Source organism: Nocardia elegans NBRC 108235, assembly GCF_001612845.1.
GTDB lineage: Bacteria > Actinomycetota > Actinomycetes > Mycobacteriales > Mycobacteriaceae > Nocardia > Nocardia nova.
The window spans coordinates 1-13,930 of sequence record NZ_BDBF01000051.1 but is presented as its reverse complement, the minus strand read 5'-3'; the positions used below and the strand labels follow the sequence as shown (position 1 = coordinate 13,930).

The window sequence follows — 13,930 nt, the reverse complement described above, 5'->3', positions numbered from 1 at the left end:
GGACGGGGAGACGGCGCGGATGGGACGACGGGGACTACCTGTGGCGGCGCGATCGGCCACCGTCGCGGTACTGACGGCGGTGCTCGCCGCGCTGGCGCCGGCGACCGCCCATGCCGAGCCGGATTTCGGGACGTGCCCGGCCGGCTCCGTCGGCGACGGGCGGCCGACGCGCTGCGCGTCGATCTCGGTGCCGAGGGACTACGCCGCACCGGACGGTTCGCAAATCGAGGTGACCGTCAGCCGAATTCGCGCGAGCGGGCAGCGCTACGGCACTCTCTTCGCCAATCCGGGCGGGCCCGGTGCGGACGCCCTCGACTACTGGGGCGTCCGGCTGGCCCAACTGCCGAAGGACCTGGTCGAGCACTACGACCTGGTGGCCGTACAGCCGCGCGGACTGCGCTGGTCGACCCCGCTGACCTGCGGGGCCGAGATCGCGCAGGACGGCGACCGCGAGCGCGAGTCACTGCGCAAGGCATGTGACGCCGCCCAGCCCGGCTACCTGCGGACCATCACCACCGAGACCACGGCCCGCGATATGGATGCGGTGCGCGCGGCGCTGGGGCTGGAGCGCATCGACTTCCTCGGCATCTCCTACGGGACCTATCTGGGCGCGGTCTACGCGTCGCTGTTCCCGCAGCATGTCGACCGGATGGTGCTGGACTCGAATGTCGACCCGCAGTGGGTGTGGACCGAACAGTTCGCACAGCAGCAGCTCGCGGGGAAACAGCGGCTCGACGACCTGTTCGGCTGGATCGCCCAGCACGACAACGTCTATCACCTCGGCGATTCGGCGCTGCGGGTGTACGAGACCTGGGTGCGGCTGGTGTCGGCACAGGGCGGCGGCTGGTACGCCAACCTGACCCCGCCCCCGGTGTCGGCGGCCGACCTGCCGCGCGAGCTGCCCGCACCGCTGCCGGCCGTGGCACGCGCGGGCGTGAACGCCGGCGCGGAGGAGATGGGCAAGGCCCAGAATCTGGTGCGCGCGTTGACCTCCGGCGGCATGTCGGCCCAGGTGCCGTTGGTATCGGCGACCACCGTGGCCGCCTACGCCCGCGGCTTCTGGCCGAGTCTGGCGCAGGCGATGGCCGAGGCGAATGCGCAACCCGGCGATCTGCGGCGGATGCGCGCGATCGCGGGCGTGGCGACCACCGACCCGACCGGCCAGGCGGTGTTCTCCGCGATCACCTGCAACGAGAACGCGGTGCCGGCTCGGTGGGACGCCATCGGTTCGGCGGCCGCCATCGTCGCCTCCGGCGGCAACGCCCTCGACGCCCGCGCCGATCTGGTACGCAGCGGATTGGCCTGTGCCGACTGGGATCCCGTGACCACGCCGACGCCGATCGCCGACCACGGCCTGGCCACCGCGCCGCTGGTACTGCAGAGTCGCAACGACGCGGTGACCGCGTATCCCGGCGGGCCCGCGATGGCGACGGCCCTGCACGGACATCTGATCAGCGTCGACGGTGGCGACCACGGCACCTTCGGTCGCGGTAACGCTCCGCTCGACGACGCCGTGGTCCGGTACCTGCGTACCGGCGAGGTGAACATCGATCACGTGGATCAGGCGCCCATGCCGTGACGCCACGGTCACCGGTGTGGCGGCCGGGGCGTCGGCCCCCGGGTGAGCGGCGCAGTACGGTGACCGGAGTTCGATCTCGCCGGAGGAATGGGGTTGCGATGGCGCGGCGGGTAGTGGTGGCGCCGGACAAGTTCAAAGGGTCGCTGGCGGCGCCTGAGGTGGCCGCGGCGCTCGCGGCCGGAATCGCGCGCGTGGCGCCGGACGCCGAGGTTCGGCAGGTGCCGGTGGCCGATGGCGGCGACGGTACCGTCGACGCCTTCGTCGCCGCCGGGTGGGAGCGGGTACCGGTCGACACCGTCGGGCCGACGGGTGCGCCGCATTCGGCGAGCTACGCGGTGCGCGGGAATACGGCCGTGGTCGAATTGGCCGCAGCGGTCGGATTGGTCGAATTGCCCAGCGGCCGAACCGATCCGATGGGTGCGGGCACGTACGGGCTCGGGGTGCTGATCCGCCACGCCCTGGACCACGGCATTCGCGAGGTCGTGCTCGGACTGGGCGGCAGCGCGTCCACCGATGGCGGCGCGGGCATGCTGCAAGCGCTCGGCCTGCACATCCTCGACGAGGACGGCGTCGAAATCGGTTCGGGGGCAGCGGAACTGGCGCGAGCACGACGCCTCGACCACTCCGATCTGCACCCGGCCGTTCGGGATGCGGCCTTCGTACTCGCCGGTGACGTCGACAACCCGCTGCTCGGACCGGACGGCGCCGCAGCGGTTTTCGCGCCGCAGAAGGGTGCCTCCCTCCGGCAGTGCGCCGAACTCGAAGCGATCCTGGCGCATTGGGCGCATCTGGTCGACGCGAGCGGTTATCCCTTCGGGACGGGGGATGGGCATCAGCGCGGCGCCGACCTGGCCGGGCATCCCGGGGCGGGCGCCGCGGGTGGTACCGGATTCGGGGCCATGGCGATGCTCGGGGCGCGGCAGCGGTCCGGGATCGAGGTGATTCTCGAGCTGATCGATTTCGCCGGTCGGGTCCGGGACGCGGAGTTGGTGGTCACCGGCGAGGGGGCGGTGGACGAGCAGACGTTGCGCGGGAAGGCGCCCGCCGGAGTCGCGGCGGCCGCCGTGGGTGTGCCGGTGGTCGCCGTCGCCGGACGCTGCGCGCTGAGTCCGGAGCGACTGCGCGCCGCGGGCTTCGCCCGCTGCTATCCGCTGAGCGACCTCGAATCCGATCCGGTTCGATCGATCGCCGAGGCCGCGCGCCTGCTCGAAGAAGTCGGTGCCCGGATAGCGCGCGACTACCTGGGCTGACCCGCCCTCATGCCGTCGCCGTGTCGAGCAGTCCGTCGCGGCGCCGTTCACCCCACTGCTCGAGCGGGCGCAGGGCCGCGGCCAAGTCGATCCCCGAGGGAGTAAGCGAATATTCCACGCGCGGAGGGATTTCGGGGAACACCTCCCGGCGGACCACGCCGTGGGATTCCAGATGGCGGAGATTCTCGGTGAGCACCTTCTCGCTCACCCCGGGCAGCAGGGCACGAATGCGGCCGAAACGCTGCGGGCCCTCGCCCAGAACCCACATCAGGTGGAGTTTCCACTTGCCGCCGACCACATCGATGGCCACCGACATCCCACATACCGAGTGTTCTGCATCACTGTCGTTCGCCATCTCGGCCTCCTGACCATTTTTCGAACTTCGAGGTAAGCAACCGCACGTCGACGTGCGTTATTGCCCCGGACGCGGATCCCGGTGACGATCGAATCCGGCGCCGATCGGAAGAACTTCGAAACAGCAAGGAGTACACCATGTCCGAACGTTCCTCCGTCACGGTGATCGGGCTGGGCCCGATGGGCCGGGCGATCGTGCGCGTGCTGCTGGCCGCCGGCACCGAGGTGACGGTCTGGAATCGCAGCGCCGACAAAGCCGAGGCCATGGCGGAACTGGGCGCCCGGCGCGCCGAGTCGGTGGCCGACGCGCTCGAGCGCAACGAGGTGATCATCCTGAGCCTCACCGACTACGCCGCCATGTACGACGTCCTGGGCCGGGCTCCGGAACGGTTGCGGGACAGGGTGATCGTGAACCTGTCCTCCGATTCGCCGGAGCGCACCCGCGCGGGCGCCCGATGGGTGCGCTCGCACGGGGCGCGGTTCCTGTCCGGCGGGTTCATGTCGGCCGGCGACAACATCACCCATCCGGCGTCCTACATCTTCTACAGCGGTCCGCGCGAGGTCTTCGACGCCCATGCCGACCTGCTGCGCCCTCTCAGCGCACCGGAGTACCTCGGCGCCGACGACGGGCTGGCGCAGTTGTTCTACCAGGCTCTGCTCACGCTGTTCCACCCCTGGCTGATCGGCTACAACCAGGCCCTGGCCGTCGTCGAACGCGCCGGGCACGACATCGACCGCTTCCTGCCCTTCGCGCAACGCTCCGCCGAGGCGTTCCCCTTCTTCATGGCCGAATACGCCACCGCCGCGAAGTCCGGCGGCTGGGGTGACGACGCCGCCGCCCGGATGATGGTGGCGGGTGCGGCCCACGTCGTCGAGACCAGCGCGGAGGTGGGTGTGGACGCCACGCTGTCGCATACCGTGCGGGAGCTGTGGGAGAAGGTGGTCGCCGCCGGCGCCGGACTGCCGATGTACCGGCTACTGCGCGACGGAGCCTGAGCGGAAGTTCAACGGGTGCAGAGGAATTCGATCGCCGCCGCGTATCCCCGGATCCCCATCCCGGCGATCACCGCGGTGGCGATCGGCGAAATGTAGGAATGGTGCCGGAATTCCTCGCGTGCGTGCACATTCGAGATGTGCACCTCCACGATCGGCACCTCGGGAATCACCAGGGCGTCGCGCAGGGCGACCGAGGTGTGGGTCAGGCCGCCGGGATTGATCACGATCCCGGCTTCCACCCCGCGCGCGGCGTGGATCCGATCGATCAGCGCCCCTTCGGAATTGGACTGATAGGCGGTGATCTCGCGATCGAAGCGGGCGGCGGTCTCCCGGCACAGCTCGACCACGTCGTCGAGGGTGTCCGAGCCGTAGACCTCGGGCTGGCGGGTGCCGAGCATATTCAGATTCGGGCCGTTGAGCACGAGAATCGGTGCCATGACCGGTACCCTAGCCCGGTCACAGGCCGCGCGGCCCCTCGGCTCGCAGGTCGTCCACCTTGCGCATCGCCGACCGCAGTTCCGCCAACCACTCCTCGGCGTGCTTACCGGCCAATTTCACCGTCCAGGCGAGCGCATCGGCGCGGGAGCGGGCGACCCCGGCGTCGACGAGCGTATCGAGCACCTTGCGTTCGGGCTGGCGCAGCCGCGTCATCACCGGCACCGAGAGATGGGTGAACAGGGTGCGTTCCCCGTTGACCGAGACGCCCCACGCCACATTGCGGCCGTAGCGCGCCTGAGCCTCCTGAGCGATCTGCATGCGCGCCGGCCGGGTCGATTCGCGGAAGCGTGCGATCAGGCCGTCCACCGTCGCGGGAGACGGTTCGGATCCGGCTTCCTCGTCCTCGCTCGATTCGGGTGCCGGCAGCGCCAGTTCCCCGATCACCACGATCTCGTCGCGGTCGATCTCGATGGTCGCCGGACCGCTGAACCACTCGCTCGGCAACCTTCCGGCGAACCAGTCCGGAGCGTCGGCGGCGTCCGGAAGATCCGCTTGTTGCCAGCCGCCGGGCCGCCCGAATCCACGTCCGTGTCCGTGTCTCATGATGTTTCCTCACTGCGAAAGTTCTGTGTAACTGTGATTACAAGATTACGCCGCATAAGGGCACGGCGGGTTTCGCTGTCGGAGGAAAGGGGAAGCTTCCGAACACGTCCGCCGATTTCGCCGACCGGCTGCAACGGATGTCGGTGATCGGGCACTATTGTGGTCGCTGAGCATGGAAGATGCGGTCGGTGCCTAGGTGGGACCGCGGGCAACTCCTTCGGGTACCGTTGGTCTTGTTGCTGGAGTGACAAGAGTGAAGAGTGGGCGACATGGATGTGTGGGGATCCCGCCGCTTTCGCGTTCGGGGCGCAGTGGCACTGGCCGCAATTGCTGCCGTAGCGATCGTGATGGGGTCGTGCGATTTTCACAGCACGCCGAGTGGACCCGAAGCGGTCGTCGAGCATTTCACCCAGCTAATGGACGATCGCGATGCCGCCGGCGCCGCCGCACTGACCTCGTACCCCTCCGGTGCCGAGAGCACTCTGAAGTCGATGTTCGACGGACTCCAGCCCGGTAAGCCCGATTACAAGCTGGTTCAGTTCATCAGCCTCGACGGCGATTCGGCGATGTTCAACCTGAAGGCCGCCTGGAACTTCGGGCCGGGTAAGGACTGGAGTTACGACCTGCAGGGCAATATCCGCAAGCTGGCTATCGGCTGGCGGATTTCCTGGGACCCCACCGTCGTCATGCCGCAACTGGATTACAAGCGGTCGGTGAAGCTCGTCCGCACCGAGGCGACGCCGGCGCCGAAGGTCAACGACAACGACGGCCAGCCGTTGCTGACCCAGCAGACCATCAACGTCATCAAGGTGGATCCCACCAAGACGGGTGATCCGGTCGGCACCACCAATGCCCTGGCCGATGCCATCGCGCCGGTCGCGCCGCTGATCACCGGTGCCTCGCTGATGCAGCAGCTGGCGGGCTCGCAGGGCAAGCCGATCACCGCGGTGAGCCTGCGCGAGGACGATTTCGCGATTCTCGAGCCTCGGATGGCCTCGATTCCGGGCGTGGTGATGGAGAAGCAGCCGAGGCTGATCGTCGCCGACCGCCGGGTGTGGTCGCCCATGACCGATGCGCTGCAGAAGGTGTGGCAGGAGAACCGGGATCAGCACGCCGGCTGGGGTGTGCAGCTGTTCGAGCCCGACGGCCGGATGGTCACCCAACTGGCCGGATATCAGGGTCCGCCGGGACCGGACATCGCCTCCACGATGGACCAGAAGTTGCAGCGTGCGGCCGAGGACGCCGTGGTCAGTGTCGGTACGGCGGCATCGATCGTGGCGATACAGCCCTCGACGGGTGCGGTGGTCGCGGCGGCCCAGAACAACTACGCCAGCGCCCAGGGCGCGCCCGCATTCACCGCCACCTATCCGGTCGGTGGTGCGATGGACCTGTTCAAGGCGGTTGCCTCGATCGTGAAGAAGAAGGCGCCGCAGGACGTTTCGGTGCAGGATGCGGCCGAGGCGGCGGCCATGCTGGGCGTGGGCATCGGGTTCAAGGTGCCCGGACTCGACGAGACCACGGGCCGGCTGCCGATCGGCGGTCGCGGCGTCGAGCAGGTCAAACAGGGCACCAACGATCCGATTCTGGCCAGCCCGTTCGGGATGGCGATCGCCGCGGCCACGATCGCGCGGGGATCGGTGGCCCCGCCGATGATCGAGATCGGCCGGCCCGGCACCACCGAGGCCAAGCTGGAACCGCTGCCCGGCGATGTGGTCGACAAGCTGCGCGGCATGCTGCGCGACGCGACCGGAAGTCCGCAGGAGGTGACGGTCGCCCGCTATGCCGGGGTCACCGCCTTCACCGCGAATGCCGGCTCGGACGGATGGCTGCTCGCCAATGCCGGCGACCTGGCCTTCGCCATCCACATCGACGATATCGACAGCGGCGATGCCACCTCCCGGATGGCCGCGCGGATGCTGCAGTCGCTCGCCACGCCGGACGACAACAAGTAGCGGTCGCGGGCGTCAGTTCACGGATGCGCCGGTGACTCGAATGCGCCGGGCGGCGAGCATCCACACCGCACGCCAGCCCAGCAGGAAGAGCGCGAGGACGGTCGCCGCGACGATGACGAAGCTGACCGCGGTGCCCTGACCGCTGATCACTCGCAGCACCATGCCGCCGATCAGCGTCGACAACCACACCACCACGCCGGTCGGCCACACCGCCGATCCGTCGAATCGTGCGAGCGCGGCGGACAGTCGCCCGCGGCCGGCGATCGCCGGAGCAATCACCCAGCCGATCAGCAGACCGGCGCCGAACGGCCAGACCGTGCGCAGCAGACCCGCCGCCACCGCTTCGTCGTGGCTGCGCCGGCCGATCGCGCAGAACACGATCACCAGCACGATATCGATCAGCAGCGGCAGCCATTTCCTCACGGTCGCCAGGGTAGTGACAGCCGTGCGGCAGCCGGATTCCGGGACCGCTCAGGGCTGCGGTTCGCCGTCGGGTTCGGCCGGTCCGGGCGAGTCGCCCTCCCGAAGGGGCCGGTTCGCGCCGCTGTCGGCGCGGCGGGGTTCGGCGAGCAGGGCCGAGCGCTGTTCGAATTCCTGCTCGAACTGCGCATCACCGAGCTGCGGATTGCGGAAGCGGAAGACGAAGACGATCCAGCCGATGATCGCGACGAGAATGAAACTCACCATGCGGTAGACGAAGGCGGCGGCCACCGCCTGCGCCGCCGGCAGTCCCGCGGCGGCGGTGAGGCTGTAGATCAGGGTGGCATCGACGTAGACGATGCCACCGGGTGCGAACGGAATGGTGCCGACCGCTTTGCCCACACTGAAGGCGATCAGCAGGCCCGCCCAGCGCGGATCGGCGCCGACCGCGTAGCAGGCCGCACCCAGGCAGGCCACATCGCCGAGCCGATGCACGACCGCCCAGAACGCCACCCACGCGGCATCCCGCCGGTGCACATCCACCGATTCCAGCTGTCGCAGCACCTCGTCGACGTGCGCCAGTCCGGCATCGGCCGGATGTCGCCGGATCCGGTTGACCAGCCGCACCCCGCGGCGCACCAGCGCCTGCAGCGCACCGGGGTTACCGGAGATGTATTTGCCCGCCCACACCAGCAGCGCCACCGCGCCCAGCGTGAGAACCAGCTTCCACGGACCGATGCGATTGCCGACCAGCAGCGCGCCGCCCACGCCGAGCAGCAGCATGCCGCTCGTCGCGACTACGCCCGACATCAGCAGCTGCCAGGACGCGACGATCGGGCTCGCACCCCAGCGGCGGGTCTGGCGATAGGTGAAGGCCGTGGAGAACACTTGGCCGGCGGGCAGCGACACCGACATCGCGGTGGCTCCGTAGACGACCGATACCGAGGCGCGCTGCGAGACGTCGACCCCGCCCGCGCGTAGCAGGCGTTTCTGGATGCGGCCGAATCCGCTCATCGACAACGCTTGCATCCAGACGCACAGGGCGACCCAGCCCCAGTGGATCTCCGTGAGGTTGCGCCAGGAATCGTGCAGGCGCGGCCACAGGTATACGCCCTCGGCGATCAGCAACGCCGACAGGGCAACGCCGAGGGCCCATTTCAACCAGCGGAACCTGCGCCGCGCGGGCCGCGCCGGTTCGCCGCCGGGTTCAGCGTGGGCCGTCACGACGCCCAGCCTAGTGGGGTCGGGCCCGAAGGCGGCAGTGGCTCATCCGAGAGCCTTCGGCCACGCGAGCCGGGTCTTGCGGCGGCGACCGCGCAATTGCACCTCGTCGCCGGAGATCCACTGCTTCTGTTCGTCGTCGTCGGCGAAGTACAGGGCGCTGCCCGAGGCCAGGACGCGGCCCGGATGTTCCTTCGCCAATTCGGTGAGGCGCGAGGCCTCGTTCACCGGATCGCCGATCACCGTGTACTCGAAGCGATTCGCGGCGCCGATGTTTCCGGCGACGGCTAGGCCGGCCGAGACACCGATGCCGATATCCAGGCCCGGCACCTCGCGCAGCGCCTCGCGCAGATCGCGGGCCGCGGCCAGCGCGGCGGTCGGCGCGTCCGGACGGTCCAGTGGCGCACCGAAGATCGCCAGCGCCGCATCGCCGACGAACTTGTTGATCAGGCCGTTGTGCCGGTCGACCACATCGACCACCACCCGGAAGAATTCGTTGAGCAGACTGACCACCTCGGTGGGCGGCCGCTCGGCGGCGGTGGCGGTGGAGCCGACCATATCCACGAACAACACGGCCACGAACCGAGTTTCACCACCCAGTTCCGTGCCGTACTCGAGCGCGCGGCGGGCCACTTCCTCGCCGACGTGCTGGCCGAACAGTTCCTGCAGTTCGCGGCGCTGCGCGGCCTCTTCCATCATGCGGTTGAAACCGACCTGCAGCAGGCCGATCTCACTGCCGTCGAACACCTCGACCTGGACATCGCGCGCACCTCCCTGCACCCGGTTGATCGCTCGGGAGAGCTGCCGCACCGGGTCGGAGATGCTCGACGCGGTGAGCATCGACAGCGCCAGCGCCTGCATGATCACCACACCGCACAGCAGCAGAATCGAGATGGCCAGCGACTGCGCCGAGAAATGCACCTGCGACGTGATCTGGGTGACGCACAGCAGCACGATAGCGATGGTCGGCGCGAATGTGCCCATGCCCCACGTCATCGCCATGCGCGTGCCGACACCGGGGGTGAGGGTGTGATCGAAGGTGCCGGTGGTCAGCGCGTGCGCGGCCACCGGGCGCAAAATTCGTTCACCCAGCATGTAGGTGAAGCCGAACACGATGGTGGCGGCCATACATTCGGTGACGATCACCGCACCCGCGAGCTCGGGTGTTTCCACGATGATCCGCGCGGCCAGCACCGCACCGCCCACCAGCCACAACAGCAGGTGGAGGATGGACTGCCGCAGCGGCGCGTGCAACGCCGCCATCTGTTCCTGGCGACTGGGCGGCCCGCCGCGCATCTGCCAGCGCATCACCGGGCGCAGCATCAACGCCGAGGCGGTGACGCTCAGGAATCCGCCGATCGCGAAGACCAGCGCCGGAAGCAGCAGGCCGGCGCGCCGCAACCCGTTCGGGGTGCCCTCGGGCGCGGGCAGCCCGTACTGAATGAACGCGTAGACCAAGACCGCACCGAAGGCATTGGCCGCCAGCATCGATGCGAGGTACAGCGGCCAGCGCGTTCGCATGGTCTGTTTGACCGCTTCCAGAGGCGCTGACACGATGACCAATCTAGCGGGGCGCGTCGTAGGTCACCGGATTCGGGCGGAGCGGACACGTGCCGGTTGCGTCCCCGGCCGATAGGCTCGCGGCGTGAGTGGGGACAGCAAGACCTCCGGGAATCCGGCCGAGCCTGCCCCGGCGGGCGTCGCATCGGCGGCTTCGAGCCGAAGCGCACCCGATCGCGGGCGCGAGCGCAGCGCGGCCGACTCGGTGCATCCACTGGTGCGTCAAGGCGCCGAATGGTGCTGGCGATTGTTGATCATCCTGGTGGCGGTGCTGGCGGTCGCCTACCTGGCGCACAAGCTGACCACGGTCGTCATTCCGGTCGCGATCGCCCTGCTCGCGGCGGCGCTGCTCTCGCCGCTGGTGGATCTGCTGCAACGCCTCGGAATGCCGCGCGGCATCGGCGTATTCGTGGCCCTGGTCGGATCGCTGGGCTTGCTGGCGGGAATCTTCACCTTCGTGATCGAGCAGTTCATCACCGGTGTGCCGCAGCTGACCGACGAATTCAAGACCAGCATCCACACCGTGCAGGACTGGCTGATCAACGGTCCGCTGCATCTGAGCAACGACCAGATCCGCAACGGCGGCAATACGATCATCAAAACCCTGGAGGCCAATCAGGATTCGCTGACCAGCGGCGCCCTGACCACCGCCGCGGCGATCGGCGAATTCTTGACCGGCGCCTTCCTGACGCTGTTCATCCTGATCTTCTTCCTCTACGGCGGCGACCAGATCTGGAACTTCGTGACCCGGATCGTGCCCACCCCGCAACGTGAACGCGTGCGCACCGCCGGGCGGCTCGGCTTCGGCACGCTGATCGGATTCGTGCGCGCCACCGTCGTGGTGGCGGCCGTCGACGCCATCGGCATCGGCGCCGGGCTGGCGATTCTCAGTGTGCCGCTCGCCCTTCCGCTGGCATCGCTGGTGTTCATCGGCGCCTTCGTCCCGATCGTCGGCTCCCTGCTCGCGGGTTTCATCGCGGTCTTCCTGGCCTTGATGACGAAGGGTTTCGTCACCGCGCTGATCGTGCTCGGCATCACGGTGGCGGTGATGCAGCTGGAGGGCCATGTGCTGCAACCGTTGTTGCTGGGCCGCGCGGTGCGCATCCATCCGCTGGCGGTGGTGCTGGCGATCACGGCGGGCGTGGTGCTGGCCGGTATCGCGGGTGGTCTGCTGGCGGTGCCGTTCGTCGCGGTGATGAACACCGCGATCCGTTCGTTGCTGGTCGGCAGCCCGGAAGAGCTGTATCAGGAACTCAATACCGGGGAACCGGGGGAGCCGATGTTCCACGCCGATCCCGACCGGCCCGAGCCGGATCGCTACCGCCGGGCCGAATCGCGGTCCGATGCGGACGGCGGTGATGCGGACGAGGGCTGAGTCCGCGGGCGTCACGCCGCCCGCCGGCTCGACCGCGCCGGGACCGACGGCCGCGACGGCGCCGCTGTGGCGGGCGGCGCAGGTGTTTCGCCTGGTCACAATGCTCTACGCGGTGGGCCAGCAGGTCGCCTCGGTGTCGTCGTACGAGCGGCGACCGCTGAGTTGGGTGCTGATCGGGATGCTGGTGCTCTGGTCCGTCGTCTCGGCGCCCGCGCGGACCTGCGTTCCCCGCTGCGGGCCTTGGCCGCGCCGGCGATCTCGGTCTCCGCGCCCGGTGAGCCGGTGACGATCGGGGCATGGACCGCCCGGGAGATCGCCGCCGCCGTCGGTGCCGCGCTGTCCAATACGCGCTGCACGACGGCGACGAGGCGAATTCCGTCGCATCGCCGGGGCGGGGCCGGTAGGAGCGCCGAGCGCCCGGTCCTCACCGACCGCGAAACCGAGGTGTTGCGGCTGGTGGCGAAGGGTTTGTCGGCGAAACAGATCGCGACCAGGCTGAGCGTCAGCCATCGCGCGGTGGAGAACCACGTGCAGGCGACGCTGTGCAAACTGCCGCTCGGCAACCGGGTCGAACTCACCCGGTACGCCATCGAACAGGGCCTCGAGTAGGGGCCGGATCAGGGATTGCCCTGATGTGCTGCGGCCGCGGCGTCGGTAGCCTCGTGAACATGGGTGGTGAGACCGTTTCCGCCCCGGGGTCCGCGGGAACCGGGGGAGCCGTGGGCGACCGTGACCTGCGAGTATCGGATGCCGAACGCGAACATGTCGGGAACCTGCTGCAGCGCGCGGTCGGGCTGGGCATGTTGTCGCTGGGCGAGTTCAGCGAGCGGATGGATACCGCGCTGGCGGCCAAGACGCGCGGCGAACTCAACGCCGTCCTGATCGACCTGCCCGGGATTCGCCTTGCGGGACAACCGAATCCCGCCCGGCCGACCGCCTCGCCCGGACCGGCGCAGACGTGGCGGTGGGGTGCCCCCGCCGGACGCACCGAGACCGAAACCGCGATTCGTCCGCGCCTGTCCGGCGTCACCCGCAAGGGACCGTGGCAGGTGCCGCCCTCGCTGTACGTCAACAGCTATCTGTCCGGCGTCACCCTGGATTTCACCCAGGCCGTGATGTCGACCCAGGTGGTCGAGATCCGGGTCGACGATTTCTGCAGCTCGTTGACCATGATCCTGCCCGGTGAGGCGACCGTCGACCTGAACGGCGTGGAGCTGATCGGTTCCAGCGCCAACAACAAGGTGCGTACCGGGCCGCCGATCGGACCGCTGCACATCATCGTGCACGGGCGCAGCCGGTTCAGCTCGATCACCGCGAAGCATCCGTTCGGCGTGCAATGGAAGAAGCTGATGTCGGGGTTCTGATCGCTATTCGACGACCTCGCCGAGTCCGATCATGTTTCCCTCGCTGTCGCGAAACCACGCACCCCGTTCCGCGCGTCCCTTGCTGGGGTAGTTTCCCTCGATCTCCATGATCCCGCCGACGGTGCCCGGGTACTCCTCGAAGACCACGCCGCGCCGGCCCCCTCGCGTGCCTCGATCCGCGCGGTGTTCAGCATGGGTGCATCGTAGAGCCGCGAGCTGCGGGCGCGGGCCGGTACGAAGCCACCGGCCCGCGCAGTTCGATCAGTCGCGGTTCTGGCGGCGCAGCAGTTCGTTGACGCTCACCGTGCGGCCGCTGGTGCGATGCTTACCCTCGTCGTCGGGATCGGCCGGTTCCGGCTCGGGGCGACGACGGGACGAGCGCAGGTCGGCCATCCACTGTTCGATGTTGTTGCGGTTGTCGTCACCCGGGGCGTCGGGGTGGTCGGCCGGGTTTCCGGACGCATCGGATTCGGTTGCGGCCGTGGAATTCCCGGGCTCGGGCGCCGTCGGACCTCCGGCTTCACCGGTGCCCATCGAGCCCGGACCGTGCGGCGAGCCGAGGTCGCCTCGGAGCCCCGGAGCCGGTGCGTTGTGGCCGCCGGCCGGTGGCCGGTGGCCCGGATTCGCCGGCTCGTGCAGCTCCTGGGTCGCATCGGTGTCCTTCGGCTCCCGGGGCATGGCGGGAGGCACGCTGCCGGGCCCGGATCCCGTTGTGCGCGTAGGCGAATGCCGCATGCCGTCGGGCGGGATGCGCCGCGGCGGCTGCACGGCCGGCGGGCGGCCTTCGGGGGCAACTCGCTGCGAGCGACCGGGCCCCT

General features: G+C 69.1%; 14 protein-coding genes and 2 pseudogenes. 8 read left to right on the top strand and 8 right to left on the bottom strand.

Annotated features, from left to right (window positions below; translation table 11 throughout):
• Positions 1-40 precede the first annotated feature (40 nt).
• Both NE2_RS28615 and NE2_RS28610 read left to right on the top strand, forming a co-directional pair.
• Positions 41-1,579, top strand: coding sequence for an alpha/beta hydrolase (locus tag NE2_RS28615; RefSeq protein ID WP_233429901.1), 1,539 nt, complete (start codon positions 41-43; stop codon positions 1,577-1,579).
• 98 nt (positions 1,580-1,677) lie between these two features.
• Positions 1,678-2,829 carry a glycerate kinase gene (locus NE2_RS28610; RefSeq protein WP_063031099.1) on the top strand — a complete coding sequence of 384 codons (1,152 nt, stop codon included), beginning with the start codon at positions 1,678-1,680 and terminating at the stop codon, positions 2,827-2,829.
• 7 nt (positions 2,830-2,836) lie between these two features.
• Here the strand turns inward: NE2_RS28610 and NE2_RS28605 are convergent, their stop codons facing one another.
• A complete protein-coding gene (locus NE2_RS28605) occupies positions 2,837-3,184 on the bottom strand; it encodes a winged helix-turn-helix transcriptional regulator (protein ID WP_063031097.1) in 348 nt (115 codons plus the stop codon).
• 92 nt (positions 3,185-3,276) lie between these two features.
• Here NE2_RS28605 and NE2_RS28600 point away from each other — a divergent pair, with 92 nt between their 5' ends.
• Positions 3,277-4,179: an NAD(P)-dependent oxidoreductase gene (locus tag NE2_RS28600; protein WP_267888198.1), complete on the top strand. Its 903-nt coding sequence runs from the start codon at positions 3,277-3,279 to the stop codon at positions 4,177-4,179.
• A gap of 8 nt (positions 4,180-4,187) precedes the next feature.
• On the opposite strand, the gene aroQ is transcribed toward NE2_RS28600, so the two are convergent.
• Complete coding sequence (gene aroQ, locus NE2_RS28595; protein WP_062966518.1) at positions 4,188-4,616, bottom strand: type II 3-dehydroquinate dehydratase; 429 nt, start codon at positions 4,614-4,616, stop codon at positions 4,188-4,190.
• Positions 4,617-4,635: 19 nt separating this feature from the next.
• Positions 4,636-5,220: an ATP-binding transcription factor AbmR gene (abmR, locus tag NE2_RS28590; protein WP_030514211.1), complete on the bottom strand. Its 585-nt coding sequence runs from the start codon at positions 5,218-5,220 to the stop codon at positions 4,636-4,638.
• A gap of 269 nt (positions 5,221-5,489) precedes the next feature.
• Between abmR and NE2_RS28585 the strand changes: the two genes are divergently transcribed.
• Complete coding sequence (locus NE2_RS28585; protein WP_063031167.1) at positions 5,490-7,172, top strand: NTF2-like N-terminal transpeptidase domain-containing protein; 1,683 nt, start codon at positions 5,490-5,492, stop codon at positions 7,170-7,172.
• A gap of 12 nt (positions 7,173-7,184) precedes the next feature.
• Here NE2_RS28585 and NE2_RS28580 read toward each other — a convergent pair whose 3' ends face one another.
• From NE2_RS28580 to NE2_RS28570, 3 genes are read right to left on the bottom strand one after another with little or no spacing between them, the layout of a single operon-like run.
• Positions 7,185-7,595 (bottom strand): DUF3054 domain-containing protein, encoded by a 411-nt coding sequence (locus tag NE2_RS28580; RefSeq protein WP_063031095.1) that lies wholly within the window; start codon positions 7,593-7,595, stop codon positions 7,185-7,187.
• A 48-nt stretch (positions 7,596-7,643) separates the two neighbouring features.
• Entirely contained in the window at positions 7,644-8,816 is a 1,173-nt protein-coding gene (locus NE2_RS28575; RefSeq protein ID WP_063031093.1) for a lysylphosphatidylglycerol synthase transmembrane domain-containing protein, read from the bottom strand.
• Positions 8,817-8,858: 42 nt separating this feature from the next.
• Complete coding sequence (locus NE2_RS28570) at positions 8,859-10,334, bottom strand: adenylate/guanylate cyclase domain-containing protein (protein WP_063031165.1); 1,476 nt, start codon at positions 10,332-10,334, stop codon at positions 8,859-8,861.
• 244 nt (positions 10,335-10,578) lie between these two features.
• Here NE2_RS28570 and NE2_RS28565 point away from each other — a divergent pair, with 244 nt between their 5' ends.
• From NE2_RS28565 to NE2_RS28550, 4 genes and pseudogenes are all read left to right on the top strand, one after another.
• A complete protein-coding gene (locus NE2_RS28565; RefSeq protein ID WP_063031163.1) occupies positions 10,579-11,748 on the top strand; it encodes an AI-2E family transporter in 1,170 nt (389 codons plus the stop codon).
• Positions 11,717-12,034, top strand: coding sequence for a DUF5931 domain-containing protein (locus NE2_RS37570; protein ID WP_063031091.1), 318 nt, complete (start codon positions 11,717-11,719; stop codon positions 12,032-12,034). Before NE2_RS28565 ends, NE2_RS37570 begins: the two co-directional genes overlap by 32 nt.
• Before the next feature lie 81 nt (positions 12,035-12,115).
• A pseudogene (locus tag NE2_RS28555) lies at positions 12,116-12,357 on the top strand (response regulator transcription factor); the annotation flags it as partial.
• Between the two features lie 110 nt (positions 12,358-12,467).
• The gene (locus NE2_RS28550) at positions 12,468-13,112 is read left to right on the top strand and encodes a DUF1707 SHOCT-like domain-containing protein (protein ID WP_106958489.1); all 645 of its coding nucleotides are present in this window, start codon (positions 12,468-12,470) and stop codon (positions 13,110-13,112) included.
• Between the two features lie 3 nt (positions 13,113-13,115).
• Here NE2_RS28550 and NE2_RS28545 read toward each other — a convergent pair whose 3' ends face one another.
• Both NE2_RS28545 and NE2_RS28540 read right to left on the bottom strand, forming a co-directional pair.
• Positions 13,116-13,259 carry a hypothetical protein gene (locus NE2_RS28545; RefSeq protein WP_218018683.1) on the bottom strand — a complete coding sequence of 48 codons (144 nt, stop codon included), beginning with the start codon at positions 13,257-13,259 and terminating at the stop codon, positions 13,116-13,118.
• A 114-nt stretch (positions 13,260-13,373) separates the two neighbouring features.
• A pseudogene (locus NE2_RS28540) lies at positions 13,374-13,930 on the bottom strand (hypothetical protein); the annotation flags it as partial.

What these genes read in the sequence shown, in the direction of transcription:
- NE2_RS28570 (WP_063031165.1), bottom strand. Translation starts at nt 10,334, where the DNA reads ATGCGAACGCGCTGGCCGCTGTACCTCGCATCGATGCTGGCGGCCAAT.
- aroQ (WP_062966518.1), bottom strand. Translation starts at nt 4,616, where the DNA reads ATGGCACCGATTCTCGTGCTCAACGGCCCGAATCTGAATATGCTCGGC.
- NE2_RS28605 (WP_063031097.1), bottom strand. Translation starts at nt 3,184, where the DNA reads ATGGCGAACGACAGTGATGCAGAACACTCGGTATGTGGGATGTCGGTG.
- NE2_RS28610 (WP_063031099.1), top strand. Translation starts at nt 1,678, where the DNA reads ATGGCGCGGCGGGTAGTGGTGGCGCCGGACAAGTTCAAAGGGTCGCTG.
- NE2_RS37570 (WP_063031091.1), top strand. Translation starts at nt 11,717, where the DNA reads ATGCGGACGGCGGTGATGCGGACGAGGGCTGAGTCCGCGGGCGTCACG.
- abmR (WP_030514211.1), bottom strand. Translation starts at nt 5,220, where the DNA reads ATGAGACACGGACACGGACGTGGATTCGGGCGGCCCGGCGGCTGGCAA.
- NE2_RS28585 (WP_063031167.1), top strand. Translation starts at nt 5,490, where the DNA reads ATGGATGTGTGGGGATCCCGCCGCTTTCGCGTTCGGGGCGCAGTGGCA.